At 41.3% G+C, this 17,492-nt stretch carries 16 protein-coding genes and 1 riboswitch; of the genes, 2 read left to right on the plus strand and 14 right to left on the minus strand.

Going from position 1 to position 17,492, the window contains the following annotated elements:
- Positions 1-29 precede the first annotated feature (29 nt).
- Positions 30-175, plus strand: a riboswitch (FMN riboswitch).
- 181 nt (positions 176-356) lie between these two features.
- A complete protein-coding gene (locus J2S05_RS07525; RefSeq protein WP_306981463.1) occupies positions 357-1,322 on the plus strand; it encodes a DMT family transporter in 966 nt (321 codons plus the stop codon).
- Positions 1,323-1,630: 308 nt separating this feature from the next.
- Here J2S05_RS07525 and J2S05_RS07530 read toward each other — a convergent pair whose 3' ends face one another.
- The 14 genes from J2S05_RS07530 to uraD all read right to left on the minus strand — a co-directional run bounded on the left by J2S05_RS07530 (position 1,631) and on the right by uraD (position 15,649).
- Positions 1,631-2,863, minus strand: a complete 1,233-nt coding sequence (locus J2S05_RS07530; RefSeq protein ID WP_306981465.1) for a pyridoxal-phosphate-dependent aminotransferase family protein — start codon at positions 2,861-2,863, stop codon at positions 1,631-1,633.
- A 12-nt stretch (positions 2,864-2,875) separates the two neighbouring features.
- Positions 2,876-4,123, minus strand: coding sequence for a Zn-dependent hydrolase (locus tag J2S05_RS07535; RefSeq protein WP_306981467.1), 1,248 nt, complete (start codon positions 4,121-4,123; stop codon positions 2,876-2,878).
- Positions 4,124-4,289: 166 nt separating this feature from the next.
- Positions 4,290-5,276 (minus strand): ABC transporter substrate-binding protein, encoded by a 987-nt coding sequence (locus tag J2S05_RS07540; RefSeq protein WP_306981469.1) that lies wholly within the window; start codon positions 5,274-5,276, stop codon positions 4,290-4,292.
- A 19-nt stretch (positions 5,277-5,295) separates the two neighbouring features.
- Positions 5,296-6,147 carry an ABC transporter permease gene (locus tag J2S05_RS07545; protein ID WP_370873617.1) on the minus strand — a complete coding sequence of 284 codons (852 nt, stop codon included), beginning with the start codon at positions 6,145-6,147 and terminating at the stop codon, positions 5,296-5,298.
- Positions 6,147-6,935 carry an ABC transporter ATP-binding protein gene (locus J2S05_RS07550; protein WP_306981472.1) on the minus strand — a complete coding sequence of 263 codons (789 nt, stop codon included), beginning with the start codon at positions 6,933-6,935 and terminating at the stop codon, positions 6,147-6,149. The genes J2S05_RS07545 and J2S05_RS07550 overlap by 1 nt, the downstream gene beginning before the upstream one ends.
- On the minus strand, positions 6,928-7,464 hold the full coding sequence (locus J2S05_RS07555) for a (2Fe-2S)-binding protein (RefSeq protein ID WP_370873618.1): 537 nt from the start codon (positions 7,462-7,464) through the stop codon (positions 6,928-6,930). The genes J2S05_RS07550 and J2S05_RS07555 overlap by 8 nt, the downstream gene beginning before the upstream one ends.
- Positions 7,448-9,712 carry a xanthine dehydrogenase subunit D gene (pucD, locus tag J2S05_RS07560; RefSeq protein WP_306981476.1) on the minus strand — a complete coding sequence of 755 codons (2,265 nt, stop codon included), beginning with the start codon at positions 9,710-9,712 and terminating at the stop codon, positions 7,448-7,450. Before pucD ends, J2S05_RS07555 begins: the two co-directional genes overlap by 17 nt.
- A 21-nt stretch (positions 9,713-9,733) precedes the next feature.
- Positions 9,734-10,594 (minus strand): FAD binding domain-containing protein, encoded by an 861-nt coding sequence (locus tag J2S05_RS07565; RefSeq protein WP_306981478.1) that lies wholly within the window; start codon positions 10,592-10,594, stop codon positions 9,734-9,736.
- Between the two features lie 4 nt (positions 10,595-10,598).
- Positions 10,599-11,222, minus strand: coding sequence for a nucleotidyltransferase family protein (locus J2S05_RS07570; protein ID WP_306981479.1), 624 nt, complete (start codon positions 11,220-11,222; stop codon positions 10,599-10,601).
- Positions 11,219-12,247 carry an XdhC family protein gene (locus tag J2S05_RS07575; RefSeq protein ID WP_306981481.1) on the minus strand — a complete coding sequence of 343 codons (1,029 nt, stop codon included), beginning with the start codon at positions 12,245-12,247 and terminating at the stop codon, positions 11,219-11,221. The genes J2S05_RS07570 and J2S05_RS07575 overlap by 4 nt, the downstream gene beginning before the upstream one ends.
- Positions 12,248-12,272: 25 nt before the next feature.
- Positions 12,273-12,629, minus strand: a complete 357-nt coding sequence (uraH, locus tag J2S05_RS07580; protein WP_306981483.1) for a hydroxyisourate hydrolase — start codon at positions 12,627-12,629, stop codon at positions 12,273-12,275.
- Positions 12,630-13,610, minus strand: coding sequence for a factor-independent urate hydroxylase (gene pucL / locus J2S05_RS07585; RefSeq protein ID WP_306981485.1), 981 nt, complete (start codon positions 13,608-13,610; stop codon positions 12,630-12,632).
- A 70-nt stretch (positions 13,611-13,680) separates the two neighbouring features.
- Positions 13,681-15,030 carry an allantoinase AllB gene (allB, locus tag J2S05_RS07590; protein WP_306981487.1) on the minus strand — a complete coding sequence of 450 codons (1,350 nt, stop codon included), beginning with the start codon at positions 15,028-15,030 and terminating at the stop codon, positions 13,681-13,683.
- A gap of 103 nt (positions 15,031-15,133) precedes the next feature.
- On the minus strand, positions 15,134-15,649 hold the full coding sequence (uraD, locus tag J2S05_RS07595) for a 2-oxo-4-hydroxy-4-carboxy-5-ureidoimidazoline decarboxylase (RefSeq protein ID WP_306981489.1): 516 nt from the start codon (positions 15,647-15,649) through the stop codon (positions 15,134-15,136).
- A gap of 168 nt (positions 15,650-15,817) precedes the next feature.
- Between uraD and J2S05_RS07600 the strand changes: the two genes are divergently transcribed.
- A complete protein-coding gene (locus J2S05_RS07600; protein WP_306981491.1) occupies positions 15,818-17,431 on the plus strand; it encodes a PucR family transcriptional regulator in 1,614 nt (537 codons plus the stop codon).
- Positions 17,432-17,492: the final 61 nt, after the last annotated feature.

Genomic DNA, 17,492 nt, shown 5'->3' on the forward strand with positions numbered 1-17,492 from the left:
TATGTGGTATTAGAAATTCAAAAAAGAATATGGATCTTCGGGGCAGGTGAAACTCCTGACCGGCGGTAAAGTTTTTATTAAAACAAGCCCGCGACTCCAGCTGCAATATGTAGCTTGGACTGATCTGGTGAGACTCCAGAGCCGACGGTTAAAGTCCGGATGGGAGAAGATAAAAAGATAGTTCGCTTTTATTTAGGTGTAACTATTTTAAGGATACATGTCTGTGTATGCTTTTTCTGAGCTCAAGTCCCGATAATCGAGTATGTTTATCGGGTTAATCAGAACAAGTGGACTCCATGTATCTTTTTTTATTTTTTACGAACGATACCATATTCAAACTAAAAGGGGTTTGAATAATGGAACAAACAGGTCTAAGATCTAAAAATACGTTTTGGCTTATTGTCATAGGTGCCGCGTTTTGGGGAGTGAATCCTCTATTCCGGGTGATGTTATTAGATACATTAACATCCGCTCAAATTGTTTTTATTGAACATATCCTATTAGCTTTTATAACAGTTCCCATCTTATGGATGAATCGACGTGAGTTAAAAGGATTAAAAAAGAGTCATATTGGAGCCCTGCTCTTTATCTCGTGGGGTGGTTCAGCACTTGCAACCTTACTTTTTACAGCAGCTTTAACATACGCGGGAAGTATTAACGCTGTTTTGTTATTACAAAAAATGCAGCCGCTTTTCGCCATCATATTAGCACGTATTATTTTAAAAGAATTGTTCCCTAAGCACTTTGCCATATTGGTCAGTGTTGCATTAATCGGAACCTACTTCTTAACCTTTGGATTCTCACTTCCACTTGGTCATTTTGATGAAGTCATTCAAATGGGAAGTATTCTCTCACTTGCCGCTGCTGCCCTTTGGGGAGGTTCCACGGTGATGGGTAGACATCTACTTAAACAGATGAAGTTTGAAACGGTTACGTCACTTCGTTTTGTTTTAGCTATTCCATTCATTACGCTCATCATGCTTATCCAAAATGCAGCATGGGCATTGCCTACGGATTCAACAGCGATGACGTTAATTGGAGTAAACCTTCTAATATCAGCTCTTTTACCTGGTTTATTCAGTATGTTGCTTTATTACAAAGGTCTAACTAACACAAAAGCCTCTGTAGCTACTCTTGCAGAGTTAAGCTTTCCAATGACGGGAATGTTAGTGAACTGGCTTGTTTTTCAAGAATCCGTAACAGCCGCTCAATTTACCGGTTTTGTGCTTATATGGGTTGTGTTATTCACCATTTCAAAACAAAAAGAAGTCATTGCACCGATCTCGAATGAAAAAGCTCCTTTATTGTCTAAAACGTCTTAATGAGATGTTGACGATTTAGTAAGGGGAATTCGGATTTAAGCAAGGTGAGTACGAGTGGTAGTAAGATAATGAGGGCGATACCAAGAGATTCCCATGCATAACCAAGCCCGATTAGAATTTAGCAAGAGCCAGGGCTCATTACTCAGAGCTTTGGCTTTTTTATCAAGTGCCTACACCTAATACCCAGAGCTTCGGCTTCTTTATCAAGAGCCTGACTCGTGCTAAGAGCAGTGCCTCCTTTACCAAGAAACACACATCAAAAAGACAAAAGGACACTACTACCCAGTGTCCTTTTGTCTTTTTTAATTCTATTCGTTTGCCTTCACATAATAGTTGATTGCTGCTTCTAGTGCTTTTCCTTTATGAATCGAAGCGCCGTGATGAAGAAGAACTCCTTCAAGTGCACTAAGCACAGCTAATATATTTTCTCTTCGACAGCTGTAGCCCATCGTCCCAATTCGCCAGATTTTTCCGTGAAGCGGTCCAAATGAACTTGCTATTTCAATGCCAAATAGATCAAGGAGCATGCCTCTAACAGTATCTGCATCAAGTCCGTCTGGAACACGGATACACGTCACAGTTGGAAGCTTAACTGAAGCATCCCCAAATAGTTCTAACCCCATTGCTTCAAGTCCTAAAACGAGTGCCTCTTCGTGAAATTTGTGTCTAGTAAATCGTTCTTCAAGCCCTTCATCTAAGACAAGCCGTAATCCTTCTCGAAGAGCGTATAGCATGGAGGTAGCCTCGGTGTGATGATTCAAACGACGAGGTCCCCAGTAGTCTTGTAACATTGATAGATCAAAGTAGTTGCTTCGGATAAACTGGTCGTTCGTCTGTTTTAGTTCTTCCTCTGTAGCAATGCCTCGCTCTACTCTTTTTCGTTCCGTAATTCGTTTTTCAATTCGATCATTATAAGTTAGAGGTGCCATCCCTGAAGGTACAGATAGACATTTTTGCGTGCCTGCAATTAATCCATCAATACACCATTCATCCACACGTACATCTACACCCCCAACGGAAGCGACTGCATCTACTATGAATAAGATGTCGTTCTCACGACACGCTTGACCTACCTCTTTTAATGATTGCATACGTCCGGTAGAAGTCTCTGCATGAACAAGTGCTACAATGTCTGGCTTCACTTGATCCATGGCTTGAATGATCTCTTCTGGGTCAAAAACCTTGCCCCATTCCTGTTCAATCACCTCCACTGTTGCACCGTGTCTTTCACAGATTTCAATAAGTAGATTTCCAAAGCGACCATACACAGGAACTAACACAACATCTCCAGGTTTAATCACACTGCAAAGCATCGCTTCAATCCCTGAACGAGAGGTTCCATCAACCGGAAAAGCCCATTGATTTTTCGTTTTGAATAAAACACGTAACATATCCATTACTTCATTCATAATCCCCGTAAAAGCAGGATCAAATTGTCCAACAATAGGGGTGGACATCACTCGTAATACTCTAGGATCAACTTCTACTGGACCTGGTGTTAAAATGGTCCGCAATGGTGTAGATAAATCTTGATAGGTCACTGCTTTTCCTCCTCACTCATAAGCTAGAGCATATAGCTGGCTCTTTAAAAGCTCTACGCCTTTTTCTAATGCCTTTGAATCCGTCCACTCTTCTGGAGAATGACTGATTCCATTCTTACTTGGTACAAACAATAAGGTTGTTGGACAGGTTGCACCAAAAACCTGCGCGTCATGTCCTGCTCCGCTAACCATCTTTTCATAAGAAAGACCTAGTGCTTCTGCTTGCTTATAGGCTAACTCCACATGTGTATCACTTAAATGAACCGGTTTAATCTTCAGCCAGCAATCAAGCTCCATCTCCATCTGTTTTTGCTTGGCTGCTTGCACAAATTGATTAATAATCGATTCGAATTTGTCTAAAAGTGAATCATCAGAGTGACGTATGTCTAAGCTGCATTCAACTCCACCAGCAATGACATTCGGCATATTTGGAGAGACGGAGATTCTACCCACTGTAGCAACCAATGATGAATCGAGTTGTTCAGATTGCTCCGATATAAACATAATAAACTCTGCCGCTAATCGCAATGCATCCTTTCTCATGGACATCGGTGTTGTTCCAGCATGATTGCTTTCACCTGAAAATTGTACTGTATAGCGACGTTGTCCAACAATATCGCTAACTATACCCACATCTTTTTGTTTGTTTTCTAAAATAATGCCTTGCTCTATATGAAGTTCAATAAAAGCATCTATTAACTCATCTGATTTTGCTTGAGGAATGGGTTCACCAAATCCCGCTTCGACCATTGCTCGCTGAAGAGAAATCCCCTCAGAATCGACTAGTTCATGAGCATCAGATAAGGAGCATTGTCCATTTATCCATTTTGATCCCCAGAATGTAAAAGGAAAGCGACTACCTTCTTCCTCAGCCAATGAAACGACCTCCATTGTTTTCTTAGGAGGGCCATACTGAAGGTAGAGTTGATGCACAGCGATTAGGCTAGCCAATACGCCATACGCACCATCAAATTTCCCTCCATTTTGTACCGTATCAATATGAGATCCTGTTAGAATAATAGAAGCAGGATCCACCGTTCCTGAATACCGTCCAAACAGGTTTCCCACTTCGTCAAAGCGAACCTCATATCCTTTATGGATCATTACCTGTTGTAAGTTTAATTGTGCTTGTTTCCAAGATTCTGAATACAATAACCTGGTCACACCACCATCTTCTGTTTTCCCAAAACCCGCTAACCATTCAATCCATTCTCCAATTGGTTGCTGTTGATCTATTGTATGCTGTTGTGCGATCGTCATCTTCCTCCTTCGCCCCACTTTAGTTCCTATCATATCTAGTTTTTATCGTAGATACATTGGTGAATATACTAAATGTAGTGTGTTTTTTTAGCTAAACTAACCAAATGCTCTGTGTAAAAAAAGGACCTCCATTTGCTGAAAGGCCCACTTATTTTTGATTGCAGCTTTACTCCGACAAAAATTCGGTTGTAAATATCTCATTCACGTCAAAATCTTCATCCAATAAATCAATCGTAAGTAATTGATTCTTGAGTTCTTCCCACTTATCAGCTGACATGTAGCCTGTTCCATGTTCGGCTGCATCAAAGCCATACACATACTCATATTGAGTTTCTGCCTCGTAATTTAGTTCCTCAAGAGCAATATTTGGATTTACGTCTGTAATCTTCTCATTCATAGCTTCATAGTTCTCTTCGTAAAGCTGCCAGCCTTCGAGGTAGGTATCCACAAATCGTTGCACAAGCTCTTCATGATCTTCAAGATAGTCCTTTGTTACAAATAGCACGACATTATAAGGGTCATAACCAGACTCAGAGACTAGAAGTGTGTCTGTCATAACCCCTTCTCGTTCAAGAAAATAAGGTTCAGATGTTAAAAAGGCTTGGGTCACTGATTCTTTATTTTCTATAAATGTCACGTTTTGACCGTTATACGCCAGTTCCTGTACATCTGATAAATCGTATTCACTTTTTAGATAATCCCAATATGTAATACCTGGTTGAACAAAAACCTCTCGTCCATTTAGATCTTCAAAATCTTGAATCTCCACTCCCTCATGAAACATAAAAGCCTGTGGACTGCCCTGCATTGTAGCTGCAATAGCTACTAAATCGATGCCTTGATTTCTGGCTATGACAAGCTGATCGGCATGTGCGAGTCCAAAATCAGCATCACCAGCCGCCACAATTTGTATAGGGGACACCTGGGGGCCACCCGGTTCTACGGAAAGATCGATTTGGTTCTCTTCAAAGAGCCCCTCTTCAAGTGATGCATACACGCCTCCGTGCTGTGCTTTCGGAAACCAATTTAATACGAGCTTTAACTCATCTACTTCATCACCGGTTCCACTCGAACTACCCGCTTCGCCACAACCTGCTAAAAACACCCCAGCTGTCACTATAAGGCCTGTACATATACGTTTAGAATGCTTCATCGTAAGTGCCCTCCATCTCTTATTTTTCTACCTTCATAGCTGACTCATGCCAGCTTCCAAGCATCCATCTTGCACATAAACTAACTAACAGATAAAAGCTGATACCCAGAATAGCGGCTGCAATTCCACAAGCAAATAAGAATGGTGTTTTCACCTGGATGGCAGCGACGGTTATGGCATAGCCTAATCCACCATTTCCTCCACCAATACCAGCCACATACTCACCAACGATTGCGCCAACGATCGATAATGTACAAGAAACCTTTAATCCGGCCATCATATAGGGCATCGCTGCGGGAATCCGCAAACGCAGCATCCTTTGCCATCTTGACGCCCGATATAACGTAAACAACTCATCCATTTGTTTATCCACAGATTGAAGCCCCATTAATGTATTAGAGACAACTGGGAAAAATCCGATTAAAAAAGAAATGACCACAATTGAATTAAAACCAGCACCAAACCAAATGACGATAATGGGTGCTACGGCTACTACCGGAATACTTTGTAGAACAATAGCGTAGGGATATAGACTGCGTTCAATAATCTTTGAGCTTGCTAATAAGACTGATGAAGAAATTCCGATGACTGCACTTAGTAAAAAACCTATAAGTGACTCCAAAACCGTCACCTGTATTGCTGCTTGTAAAATGGACCAATCACTAACCGCTGCCTGAAATACATCGGTTGGTTTTGGCAAAATAAAATGAGGAATGGAAGCTACAATCGGAATAACCTGCCATAGGGTCAGAAACAAGATAAAGGCGATAATCGGTCCTGCGTAATAATCCTTAAACGTTATCCAGCTGCCTATAGGCTTTGAGTTTGTCTTTGACATTTGATTAACCGATTCCACTTCTGTTAAAGGCATCAGCCCGTCTCCCTTCTATTTATATCTTGCTCTAACGTTAAAGAGGCTTGTTCAACATAGCTGACAAATGACGAATTGGTTCGGATCTCTTCGTTCCGCGGATAAGGCAAATCAATCTCGATGACTGAGGAGAGCCTGCCTGGTCTGGATGACATCACCGCAATTTTCGAAGAGAGAAAAACCGCTTCATAGACGTTGTGAGTCACAAATAATACAGTCATATGCTCTCGTTGCCAGATCTCAAGTAATTCTCTTTGCAATGTCTGTCGCGTCAGTTCGTCAAGTGCAGCAAACGGTTCATCCATCAGTAACAGCTTAGGTTTAGCAGCAAGAGCACGAGCGATTGATACACGCATCCTCATCCCACCCGAAAGCTGTCGTGGATAAGCTGTTAGATAATCCTTAAGTCCAACCATTTCGAGAACGCGTATCGCTTCTTTTTTATTCTCTTTTTTGCTACCTCCTCTAAGCTCAAGAGGTAGCATTACATTTTCTAAAACCCTTCTCCACGGCAGGAGATTTGCTTCCTGAAAAACAAAGCCAATATCATTAGACGCTTTTAAAATTGCTTGAGGTGTCTGGCCAAAAACCATAATGTCACCCTCTGTTTGTTCGGCAAGACCTGCGGCCATTTTTAATGCGGTTGATTTGCCACAACCAGAAGGTCCTAAGAAACTAACAAACTCCCCTTTATCGACTGGCAATGTAAATTGCTCCAGTGCCCTTGTACCTGTTCCATAAATTTTGCCAACATTCCGAAAATAAATAGCGTGTTCTGAATCACTCACGATGCATTCCCTCCTTTTCCTGTGTAAGAATGTGCTGAATGGAACGAACAATCCCGCCATAGCCAGTGCAACGACAAAGGTTTCCAGATAGAGCTTCTTTTATTTGATCCTCTGAAGGGCTTTCGTGTGAGGTAAGAAGGGCATCAACAGATATAATCATTCCTGGTGTACAGTACCCACATTGAAAGCCTCCATTTTCTAAAAAAGCTTGTTGAACTGGATGAAGTTCCTCGTCTTTTGCCAAATGCTCAATGGTAGTTACCGACTTTCCTTCGGCTTGGTAAGCCATCGTTAGACAGGACGCCGTAAGCTTTCCATCGATTAATACGGCGCAAGCGCCACATCTACCAACTCCGCAGGATAATTTAGTCCCTGTTAGCTCACAATCTTCCCGCAAAACCTCTACTAGTCGTTTAGCTGGTGGCAGATTCTTTTGTATGGACTTGCCATTTAATTGAAAACGAATTGCTGATTCATTTGTGTTAATGATAGAGCCATGTTCATTCGTATGACTACTCAACCGCGACACCCCCTTTTTCTTCAAGAGCCTGCAATATAAATTCAGGCGAAATCGGAAGCTGATCGATTCTAATTCCAATAGCATCAAACACCGCACTGGCTATCGCTGGCGCCACCCCTACGGTTCCAATCTCTCCCACACCTCTTGGACCATAAATATCTTTTTCAGGTAAATCTTCAATCGGTATGGTGTTCATCAAAAAGGGCATATCCGAGAGACCAGGCATTAAATACGTATCAAAATTAGTCGTTAGATAGTGACCCTCCTTCATGAGAGCCTCTTCCATAAGCGTATAGCCAACAGCCATAGCACCCCCGCCTTCAATCTGACCTATATACCCATTTCGATTGACCACAGGACCTGCGGCAATGGCCTGGTCTAATTGAATGAGCTTCACTTTTCCGGTTAATAGATCAATCTCCACACCTGCTAACACCCCACTAAATGTGTATAAAAAATGACCCGAATCAATTGGATCTGGAGTCGTCGGGAAATCAAAGCGTGTGTGTGTCACAATCTCTTCTCTTTGCTGTATAGCAAGATCTTGATAGGTGATAACCGGTTGATCGTACTCTTCTTTTGTTGACCAAATGCCTGCTTTTCCGAGTCTTAATTCGGTTTGAGCTATGCCTGTATTCGCTGCCGTTAATTCAATCAGCTTTTGTTTAAACGGTTGCTTCAACTTCTGTAAGGAATGCCAAACCATGCTCGTTCCTCTTGAAGCCGTTGTTGAACCAGATGAAGGAACAAGAGCCGTATCCCCAATAACAATGGATAAATCCTCAACATCACATCCAAGCTCTTCTAACACTAGGGTTTCGATAACGCTTAAAATACCTTGCCCAGCTTCTTCAAAGCCAAATGCGATCTCAATCTTGCCATTTGATTTAAGAGAAAGTCTTCCACCAGCTGGATCAAGTCTGCCATAACCTAATCCTCCACCGTGCATGGTAATAGCTGTTCCATACCCTCTAAGCGAATACTTTGATGATGCTGGTTTCTGTGCTATTTGCTGTTGATACTGCGTTGCGATGGTCTCTAATACGAGGGATGCGCCTTCTGTCTCTGCAATCCGTTGTCCAAGAGGACCAACATCATTTGACTTCCGAAGATTCATCCTTCTAAACTCTACCGGATCCATGTGTAATCGGTCAGCTAGACGGTCCATTTGACCCTCTAACGCAAAAGTAACCTGATTTCCACCAAACCCTCGAAACTCACCAGCTACCCCATTATTTGTAATAATAGATAAGCCCTCTGTTTGAACGGCCGGAATAACATACGGGCCCGTTGCATGTTCAACTGAAAAATCAAGGACGGCAGGACCTAAAGTAGAGTAGGCCCCCGTGTCTGCTTTGATCCATGTTTGATGAGCTAATAGATACCCAGATGGATCGACACCCGTTTTCATCGTAATCCTCATCGGATGACGTTTGATACTGGTGCGAATCGATTCCTGTCTCGTTTGATGGATTTTTACCGGCCGACCTGTTTTAAGTGCCAATAAAGCACCATAAGGTTGGATGTTTAACTCATCTTTCCCTCCGAATGAGCCACCCATTGGGGATGAAACGACTCTAATATCTGATTCAGGCATGTTCAAAATTCGAGCCAGCTGAAACTGATCCTTAAACCCATGTTGAGTCCCTACGTAAACAGTTAATTGACCATCCGCTTCCGGTACAATGACTCCACCTTCTGTCTCCATATAGCCATGTACCTGTCTTGGAAGCTCATACGTTTGCTCCACAATCACCGCACACTCAGAGAATGCCTTTTCAGTATCGCCTCTTTTATGCCCAGCCTTATGCAGAATATTCCCATCTGGATGAAGCGTTGGATAGTCAGGGTCCAACGCCTTTTCCATCGTATCGATTACAGGAAGCTCCTCATACTCCACTTCAATAAAAGTCAGAGCAAGTGCTGCAATGTCAATTGAATCAGCAGCCACACAAGCGATTGCATCGCCTACATATCGGACAAGATCTTCACACAAAACGGGCTGATCAGGCATAATGATGCCAAAACCGTTTACACCAGGAACATCTTTATGAGTAAGTACTGCATGCACACCAGGAATTTGCTCGGCTTTTTCTGTTCGAATACGACGAATCTTGGCATGAGCATGCGGACTACGAAGAATTTTTCCAAACAGCATGTTGGGTAGTGTGAGATCAGTCAGATAGGTTAACCGACCAGTCACCTTTGCTTTTCCGTCTGGACGGATGCGATTTCGCGTATCTGTCTGTTTTTTCATTGTGTCATCACTCCCTTACAGTTAAATTTCTTCAATGGCATCATATAGTTCTTGATGAAGGATGTTTGCTGCAACCGTTACACGATAAGCTTTAGAAGTAAATTCATCACCTGCTAAGGATATCTCATCTCTCATCTGCTTTTTTAGCTGTGGAAGATTTGTCTTTTTAAGAAGTGCTCCTATTAACCGTTGCTCACAGCTCTGAAGTCGATGAGGGTTGTTCTCACCACCAGCAACAATAAGTCGCGCTTGTTCACACTCATTTGCTTCATTCCATTTTAGATAGAGTGCAATCGCTACGGTTGAAGGAATAAATGCTTCCCTTCTACCAATCTTTTTAAATGACCATGCACTTCTTGATTGGTCCATAAAAGGCAGATGAATGGTGGTTAAAATAGATGGATTTCTATCGAATAGATAGTCTTCTAATGATTGCGTTTGATATCCTGCGTTTGAAAAGGTTGTTACCTTAGCATCGATGGCAAGAAATACAGACAGCGTATCTCCAATCCCATACGCTATATTCCCACCCACTGTTCCTTGATTACGAATAGCAGGGGCTCCTATGGAAGATATAGCCTCTAAAAGAAACGGAGCTCTTTTCAAAAGAAGAGGATTTTGTAAGCACTCACTAAGCGGCACACCTGCCCCAATTGTCAACATTTGAGCTTCTAGATCTTCATTGATTTCGTGCTGAAGTGGTATGTGCTGCAAGCTAATGAGATGATCAGCGACTACTCCTTGCTTCTCTCGTTTCACTTGTATCAGAGTTCCTCCGGCCACATATTCTGAATCTGCTCCAAACTGTTTTTTAAACTGCCAAGCTTCTTCAACCGTTTTAGGAAGCCAAACAGACACAGGCTTTGGTCTAATCTGTTCCATTTGATCAACTCCTTTTATTCACAATGGAGTGGTGATATTCTTCTGGAGTATCAATATCTCTTAACATGTGTGGGTCCAAACAGTCTACATAATGTCCATTCATCATTGGTGATGTTGGTTTTAATAAGTATCCTGCTCCCTTATCACCTTTAAGTTCTTTTAAAATTGGAAACGTCTCTTTCGCGAAAATCACTGGAGGCTGAGCAATGCCATGTACCCTCGAAGCGGCAAATTGATTGTCTTCTGATTGATTAAATGTATGAATTAATTGATTGATCAGCTTTTTTTCAACAAAAGGCTGATCAGCAAGTAAAATCATCACAGCATCCACTTCATGTTTTTCCGCTTCTTTTATTCCACACTTCAGCGAATAGGATTGACCAAGATGTGAATCTTGGCAAACAACGGATGACCATTTATTTGACTCATTTGTCTGATCACCAGAAGGATACATCCAGCTCACGTCCTGTTCACTCTTTGTAATGATGAAGATATGGTCCAAATCTGATTGCAACGCTTCGTTTAAAACAGAACCCCCTATCGTTGATTGACCAATAGGTAGGAGTAATTTGTCTTGCCCCATTCGCCTGCTTTGGCCAGCGGCTAGTATAATACCAAACACCTTCATATAACATGCTTCTCTGACACTTTTGTTACGGGTGAACGGAGCACTTGGATCATTTGGGCAACAATACTAACGGCAATTTCTTCAGCTCCTTGAGCATGAATAGAAAGGCCTGCTGGAGATACTACATCATCCGGAACCTCTTCTTCCCCCACTAATCGAGCTGTTCTTCTTGTTGAACCAAGAACACCTACATAGCGTAGGTTTCTTCCTCTAAGCAACTGTAAAAGCTGTTGATCATGAGTGAAGTGGTGGGTCATGATTACTACATAATCATTTGAGTGTATAGACATAGCTTCAACTGCTTCATGCGGGAATCCATGAATGATGCGATCAGCTTTCGGAAATCGGGCTCCTGTACAAAGGCCGGGACGCCAATCTGAAACATTGACTTTAAACCCAACATCAGCGGCCATTGAGACAAGAGGTATGGCATCCGTTCCTGCACCAAAAACGACAAGTCGAGGTTTTGGTTTAAGTACATGAACATATAAAGGATCATTCCGCCTCATATAAATCGTTCCGCTTTTTTTGTCTTGATCATCACATGTCATTTTCAACCGTTCGATCTCTGTTTCTGTGAATGAAGTACAGGTGCCAAATGGCTCTCCTTTATCTGGAACAAATAGATACGTTGCTTGTGAGATTCGTTTAACTACTAAAATGGAATAACCCATTTTAAGTAACTGATTCAGACGATGTAGGTGAGTAAGATAGCGTTCGTCTACTCTTTCCATCAAAACATGAATGACCCCATTACAACCTGCTTCTGCACCAAACGAAAAATCATCCTCTGCGCTCATGTCAAAAACGACCTTTTTATTCGTCTCTCCGTTTTTCACTCGTTCAATAAGATCCTGCTCTAAACAGCCTGCGCTAAGAACACCTATCTGTTCACCATTTTGCTGAAGTAGCATACACGCTGCTTCTTTTTTATAAGCTGAACCCTCTACTTGAACAATGGTTGCGATAGTAGCCGGAAGCTTGATCTCATCTAAGGTATCGAGTATCGCGTACATATCATCCATAACGATCCCTCCCATTACATGCTCATTAACTACCGCGATACACCTGATATCCCCACGGGGAAACAAGTAAGGGAATATGATAATGTGCTTGATTAGAAGATAAATAGACACGAGTTACAACGCAGTCTAAAAAGTGTGGGTCTGCATTAACCAGTCCTTGTTCGCGAAGATAATCCCCCACAAAATAATGAATTTCATATTCACCTTCTAGAAAATCCTGATCCTGAATAAGAGGTTCGTTCACGCGTCCATCGTCGTTTGTAGCCCGGGTTACTATTTGTCTTTTTTCAGTTTTTGATTCAAGAAAATACATCTCAATCTTTACATGTTGAGCTGGACATCCTCTCGCCAGATCTAATATGTGAGTCGTTACATCTGGCATCTACTGTGCACTCTCTGCCGACTGTTGCTTTGCTTGCTCTCTAGCGGCATCCTCTCTTGTAACCGTAAATAATTGAAATCCATATGGAGGTCTCGGTTCTGTGTATACCTTTCCTTCTGAGTTAGGAATGTCATCTACAATGAGATCCCAAGTATGATTCTGCGATTCAAAGGTGACATGGAGTAATTGAGGAAATGTAGTTAGCACTTTGCACCCAATGACATAGATAAGATGCTGGATTGATTTTGTTTCCGTTTGATCAAAGATGGAGGCCGCTAGATCCCGAATTTGCTCAGCAGCTACATATTTTAAAGGTTGATCACCTAATGCCTCATGATCATGTTCATAGGTCCAGTGGATATTCAGATAAATAAATAAAGGTCGATTTGAATCCTCTGGCAACGTAGTGTATTCATCTCTAACAAATCCAGAAAACGAATTCCCTTGCACTTTTATGAGCTGTAAGTCTTTTAGGGAGCTTTGTTGTTTTGTTACCTCATATTCAGAATCCGTGCGTTGGATTTGAATCGTTGCTTGAGATTGTTCATTGTTCGATTGCTTAAAAACTAGCTGGCTTGCACTTCGTTCCTCTGCTTTTGTTCGATCCATCTGTTCAAAACTAAGTAAGTCTCCTTTTAACTCTACGGAGGAAATCTGGTCATATTTATCTAAAAACGTTCGAGCTGTATAATCTAGAAATCCTTCCATTGTTGTGCCTTCAAACGTACCAAGATGTCGTTGAATAAAATTTTTCATTGAATCGGTTGCAACAACTAAGCTATTATCCCCCTCAGAAAACGAAGAACGAAAAGCCTCTCCAGCAACTGTTACTTCAACATTCGCAGCAAATAAAATATTGGATCGACCTTGAAAGGATGACTCAGAGATCTCCTTCACACCTGTAAGTGACGAAAGGTAGGTTCGATAGGCTAATACACTTCCTTTTCCATATGCTAATGCCTTATGGTGATTTTTTGACATATACAACTCCCTTTCTGAATAATATAAATATTCCGCCTATAATTCGTTTAAAGAAACAGCTTATTAATCATTAATAAGCTGTTAACCATTTGCCTGTTTTTGATTGAATGGGTCCTGCATGATGACTAAACACTTCAACACCTGCTGAATAAACAGACTCTACACTAGCTCGGAAGCGTTCATTTGTATAAAGGGACAGCGGATGTTTTGCATACATATTATCGAGCGTTACCAGGTGCTCATCTAATGAGACAAAAACAAGATCAGCCTCTTTACCTTCTTGAATGGAGCCTTTACGATCAGCAATTCCAAATCGCTCTGCTGGATGTTTGGCCGTCCAATTAGCCACATGCTGAAACTCAATCTCTTCCTCTATCGCAAATTGAAGAGCCCCAAGTAATGTTATGCCCCCACCATTAATTCCACCCCATGCATCAAAAATGTTATAGGTAGAGGCATCTTTTAAATCCGCCTCACAAGGTGAGTGATCTGATGTTAAAAAATCAATTCTATTTGCTTTCATCGCCTGGCGTAGCTTTAGTTGATCCTTTTTCTGTCTTAAGGGGGGAGCACACTTTGCTAGATTATTCTTCTGATTCAATATATCGTGCGAAAACAGCAAATAATGTGGACAAGTTTCTAATGAAATATCCAAGCCACGTTCTCTCGCTTGCTCAATCACTGTCACGGCCTCCACACTGCTAATGTGCACAAAATGTAGCGGACACCCCGTTATAGTGGCATACTGAATCGCTCGTTCAACAGCCTCAACCTCTGCTGCTATAGGACGCGATTCTAAATAATCATAAAAACTCAGTTGCTGATTTCGTTTTTTCTTCTCTGTTAAAAAGGTTGTCATCGGACCACTTTCTGCATGAAGAGCAAGCACTTTCCCAAGCTCAGCAATTCGATCCATGCCTTCAATTAAATCTTTGTCACCAACGGATTCAAACTCCTTATTGCCTGTAGGAGAAAGGAATGCTTTAAAACCTAAGCACCCAGCCTTTGATAAGGGAGCAAGATCTTCATAATTGCCTGGAACAAGTCCACCCCACAACCCAAAATCAACAATCGATTTTTCTTCACCTAATTTAGCCTTGTCTAAAAGATCCTGCTTCGTAATCGTTGATGGAATTCCATTTAACGGCATATCCACAAATGTCGTGGTTCCTCCAGCAGCAAGCATCTGGGATCCTGTCTCAAACCCTTCCCAATAAACACGACCCGGTTCATTAAGGTGAACATGTACATCTACGACTCCAGGAAAAACATACTGTCCATTCGCATCCTTTTCACTTTTTGCGGATTGTGAGATTCTTTCTGACATCTCCACAATGACCCCATTCTGTATTCCAATCTCTGCTTTTTGAACGCCTTTATCTGTTACAATCTTTCCATTTCGAATCACTAAATCGTACATACAATTCCTCCTAAAACATTGGCAACCGTGAAATAATTCTATCGTAGCACCTATCGTAAAAAATCGTTTGTCCTTATAAGATTATCTAACACTGTATTTCTTTTTATGATTCCTGCGTTTCTTTAATTAAATCAAACAGGCGTAACAAAGCGATTTGATCTACTTCTTTTAAAGCCGTTTTAAATTCAACATCCTTTGAATTATGCACACGACTGTTCATTTGTTCATAGATTTCAGCCTTCTGTTTGCCTTTGACCGCAATGATAAACGGAAAGTGAAAACGATCCATATACTGCTTGTTTAGTGTAGAAAATTGGTTATATTCTTCCGCTGTTAATTGTGTCAAACCAGCCTGACTCTGTTCTTGCTTAGAGGAATCCGTCATTTGTATCTTTTCACCAAGATTAGGATGGGCACATAATAAATGTAGTTTATCCTGATCAGTTGCTTCACTTACTGCCTCACGCATAGATAGATGAAGAGCTGAGACAGATGAAAAAGGTCGATTGTTCTTCACTTGTTTGGCTACCCAAGATGAATGTTCATAAATGGATCCTAATTGTTCGATAAAAACCTCGTCACTACATTGATTCACTTGTGTAAGCGTAAGTTTCCCCATTCATTATCGTACCCTTTCCTCGTTCGGTTTCTAACAGTCTACGAAATTCAGCGACATGTGTCATTGGTTATTATGACTAAATGTTTTAAAAATACAGTCATTTCTTCCAGTCAAGATCTCTCTATGCTACCATGAAGATAATAATGAACTGAATACTGGAGGGGAAAAATGAAGCTACAAACACTACTTACACGTGATCCATTCACTCAACTTACCGTACTTGCTGGTGAGTCAGGTTTGAACCACGACATCAACCATGTCACGATGATGGATGCTCCAGATATTCTGCCATACTTAAAATCAAATGATTTGTTAATCACAACCGGCTACCACCTAAAAGATAACCCTGCCCAACTAATTGATTTGATTCAAGAAATGGCTAAATTAGATTGCGCTGCACTGTTCATTAAAACAAAACGGTTTTTGCACACCTTACCAGAGGCTGTCTTAGATACCGCAAATGAAATAAACTTTCCGATAATTGAGCTTCCCGAGGATTGGTCTCTTGGCGACACCGTCAATCAACTGCTTACCATCATTCTTGATAAACGTACAAGTGAGCTGCGCCATGCGATTGATACCCACCGTCAATTCACCTTACATATTATGAATGGAAAAGGGCTCGACACTCTATTAAGTCATTTAACGAATCTCATTCGCCATCCCGTTATGTTAACGAATTCATACTTAACTCCGATTGCTGGCCAGGTGGATTTACTCAAAGGCATGCCTTACTTAATGGAATTAGCACAGTATGGCTATCTGCTTCTGCCTAAATCAACGGAAGTATCTTTCTGTGATGTTCACACACAAATTGAATATACGGTTTACCCGGTACACAAACATACCAATCAGCCTGATCTCCTATTTGTAAAAGGCGCCATTGGCGTATCAGATCATGTAAACCGTCTCACCACCGAACAAGCGGTAAACGTTCTATCCTTTGAACGTTTAAGAGAAGAAGCAATCAAGCAGACAACGAGAAGAATACGTAACGAGTTTTTTGCTAATTTCCTAGATCAGACGTATTCAAGTAATGAAGAAATGACAAACAAGGCAAGCGAATTCGGCTTACCTGTTCAACAAGAATATATCTGTGCTGTTGGAGAAATAGACCCGTTAAATGAAATGTGGATCTACCAAAGCCACCATAAAGAATTAGATCAAGTCTATGACTTTCTTGAGAACGAAATACAATCGCTGGCAGTACCATGCTATCTATTTACGAAAGGCGATCAATTAATCCTTTTACTTTCGGTGAATGATCTAATTGAGGATGTTCAAGAGTTTTGCACATCATTTCTTGAGCTCTTACAATTACGATTGTCTCGTTTTTATGAGTTAACGCTCTCCTTTGGTGTGAGCCACGTCTGTTCATCCTTTTTTGCCGTACAACAAGGCTATCAAGAAGCACAAAAAGCTCTACATCATACGAGCGGATGGAGACAGCCAAGCTCCATTCATTTTTTTCAGACGACCGATATCAGCGGCCTGCTTCGTCTTGTACCAGAAAAAGAGCTGACCGCCTATTATCACCAAACGGTTAAACAACTCAGGTTAGATCAATTAGATGAAGACAAAACACTCTTGCAAACGCTATTTATGTACATGGAATGCCAATGCCAAATATCCGAAACAGCCAAGCAACTATTTGTACACCGTAATACCGTAGTGTATCGACTTGAGAAGTGCGAGGAACTGTTACACACCACTTTAAAAGACCCAGAATTCACATTACAAATCCGAACAGCGATGAGAATCAAACAACTTTTAGAATCCTAAATCAGCATCATAAAAAGAAGCTGCCCTCATTAGGACAGCTCCTTTTATTTTATCCAAGAGT

This window comes from Alkalicoccobacillus murimartini, from assembly GCF_030813245.1.
In the GTDB taxonomy this organism is placed as follows: Bacteria; Bacillota; Bacilli; order Bacillales; family Bacillaceae_D; genus Alkalicoccobacillus; species Alkalicoccobacillus murimartini.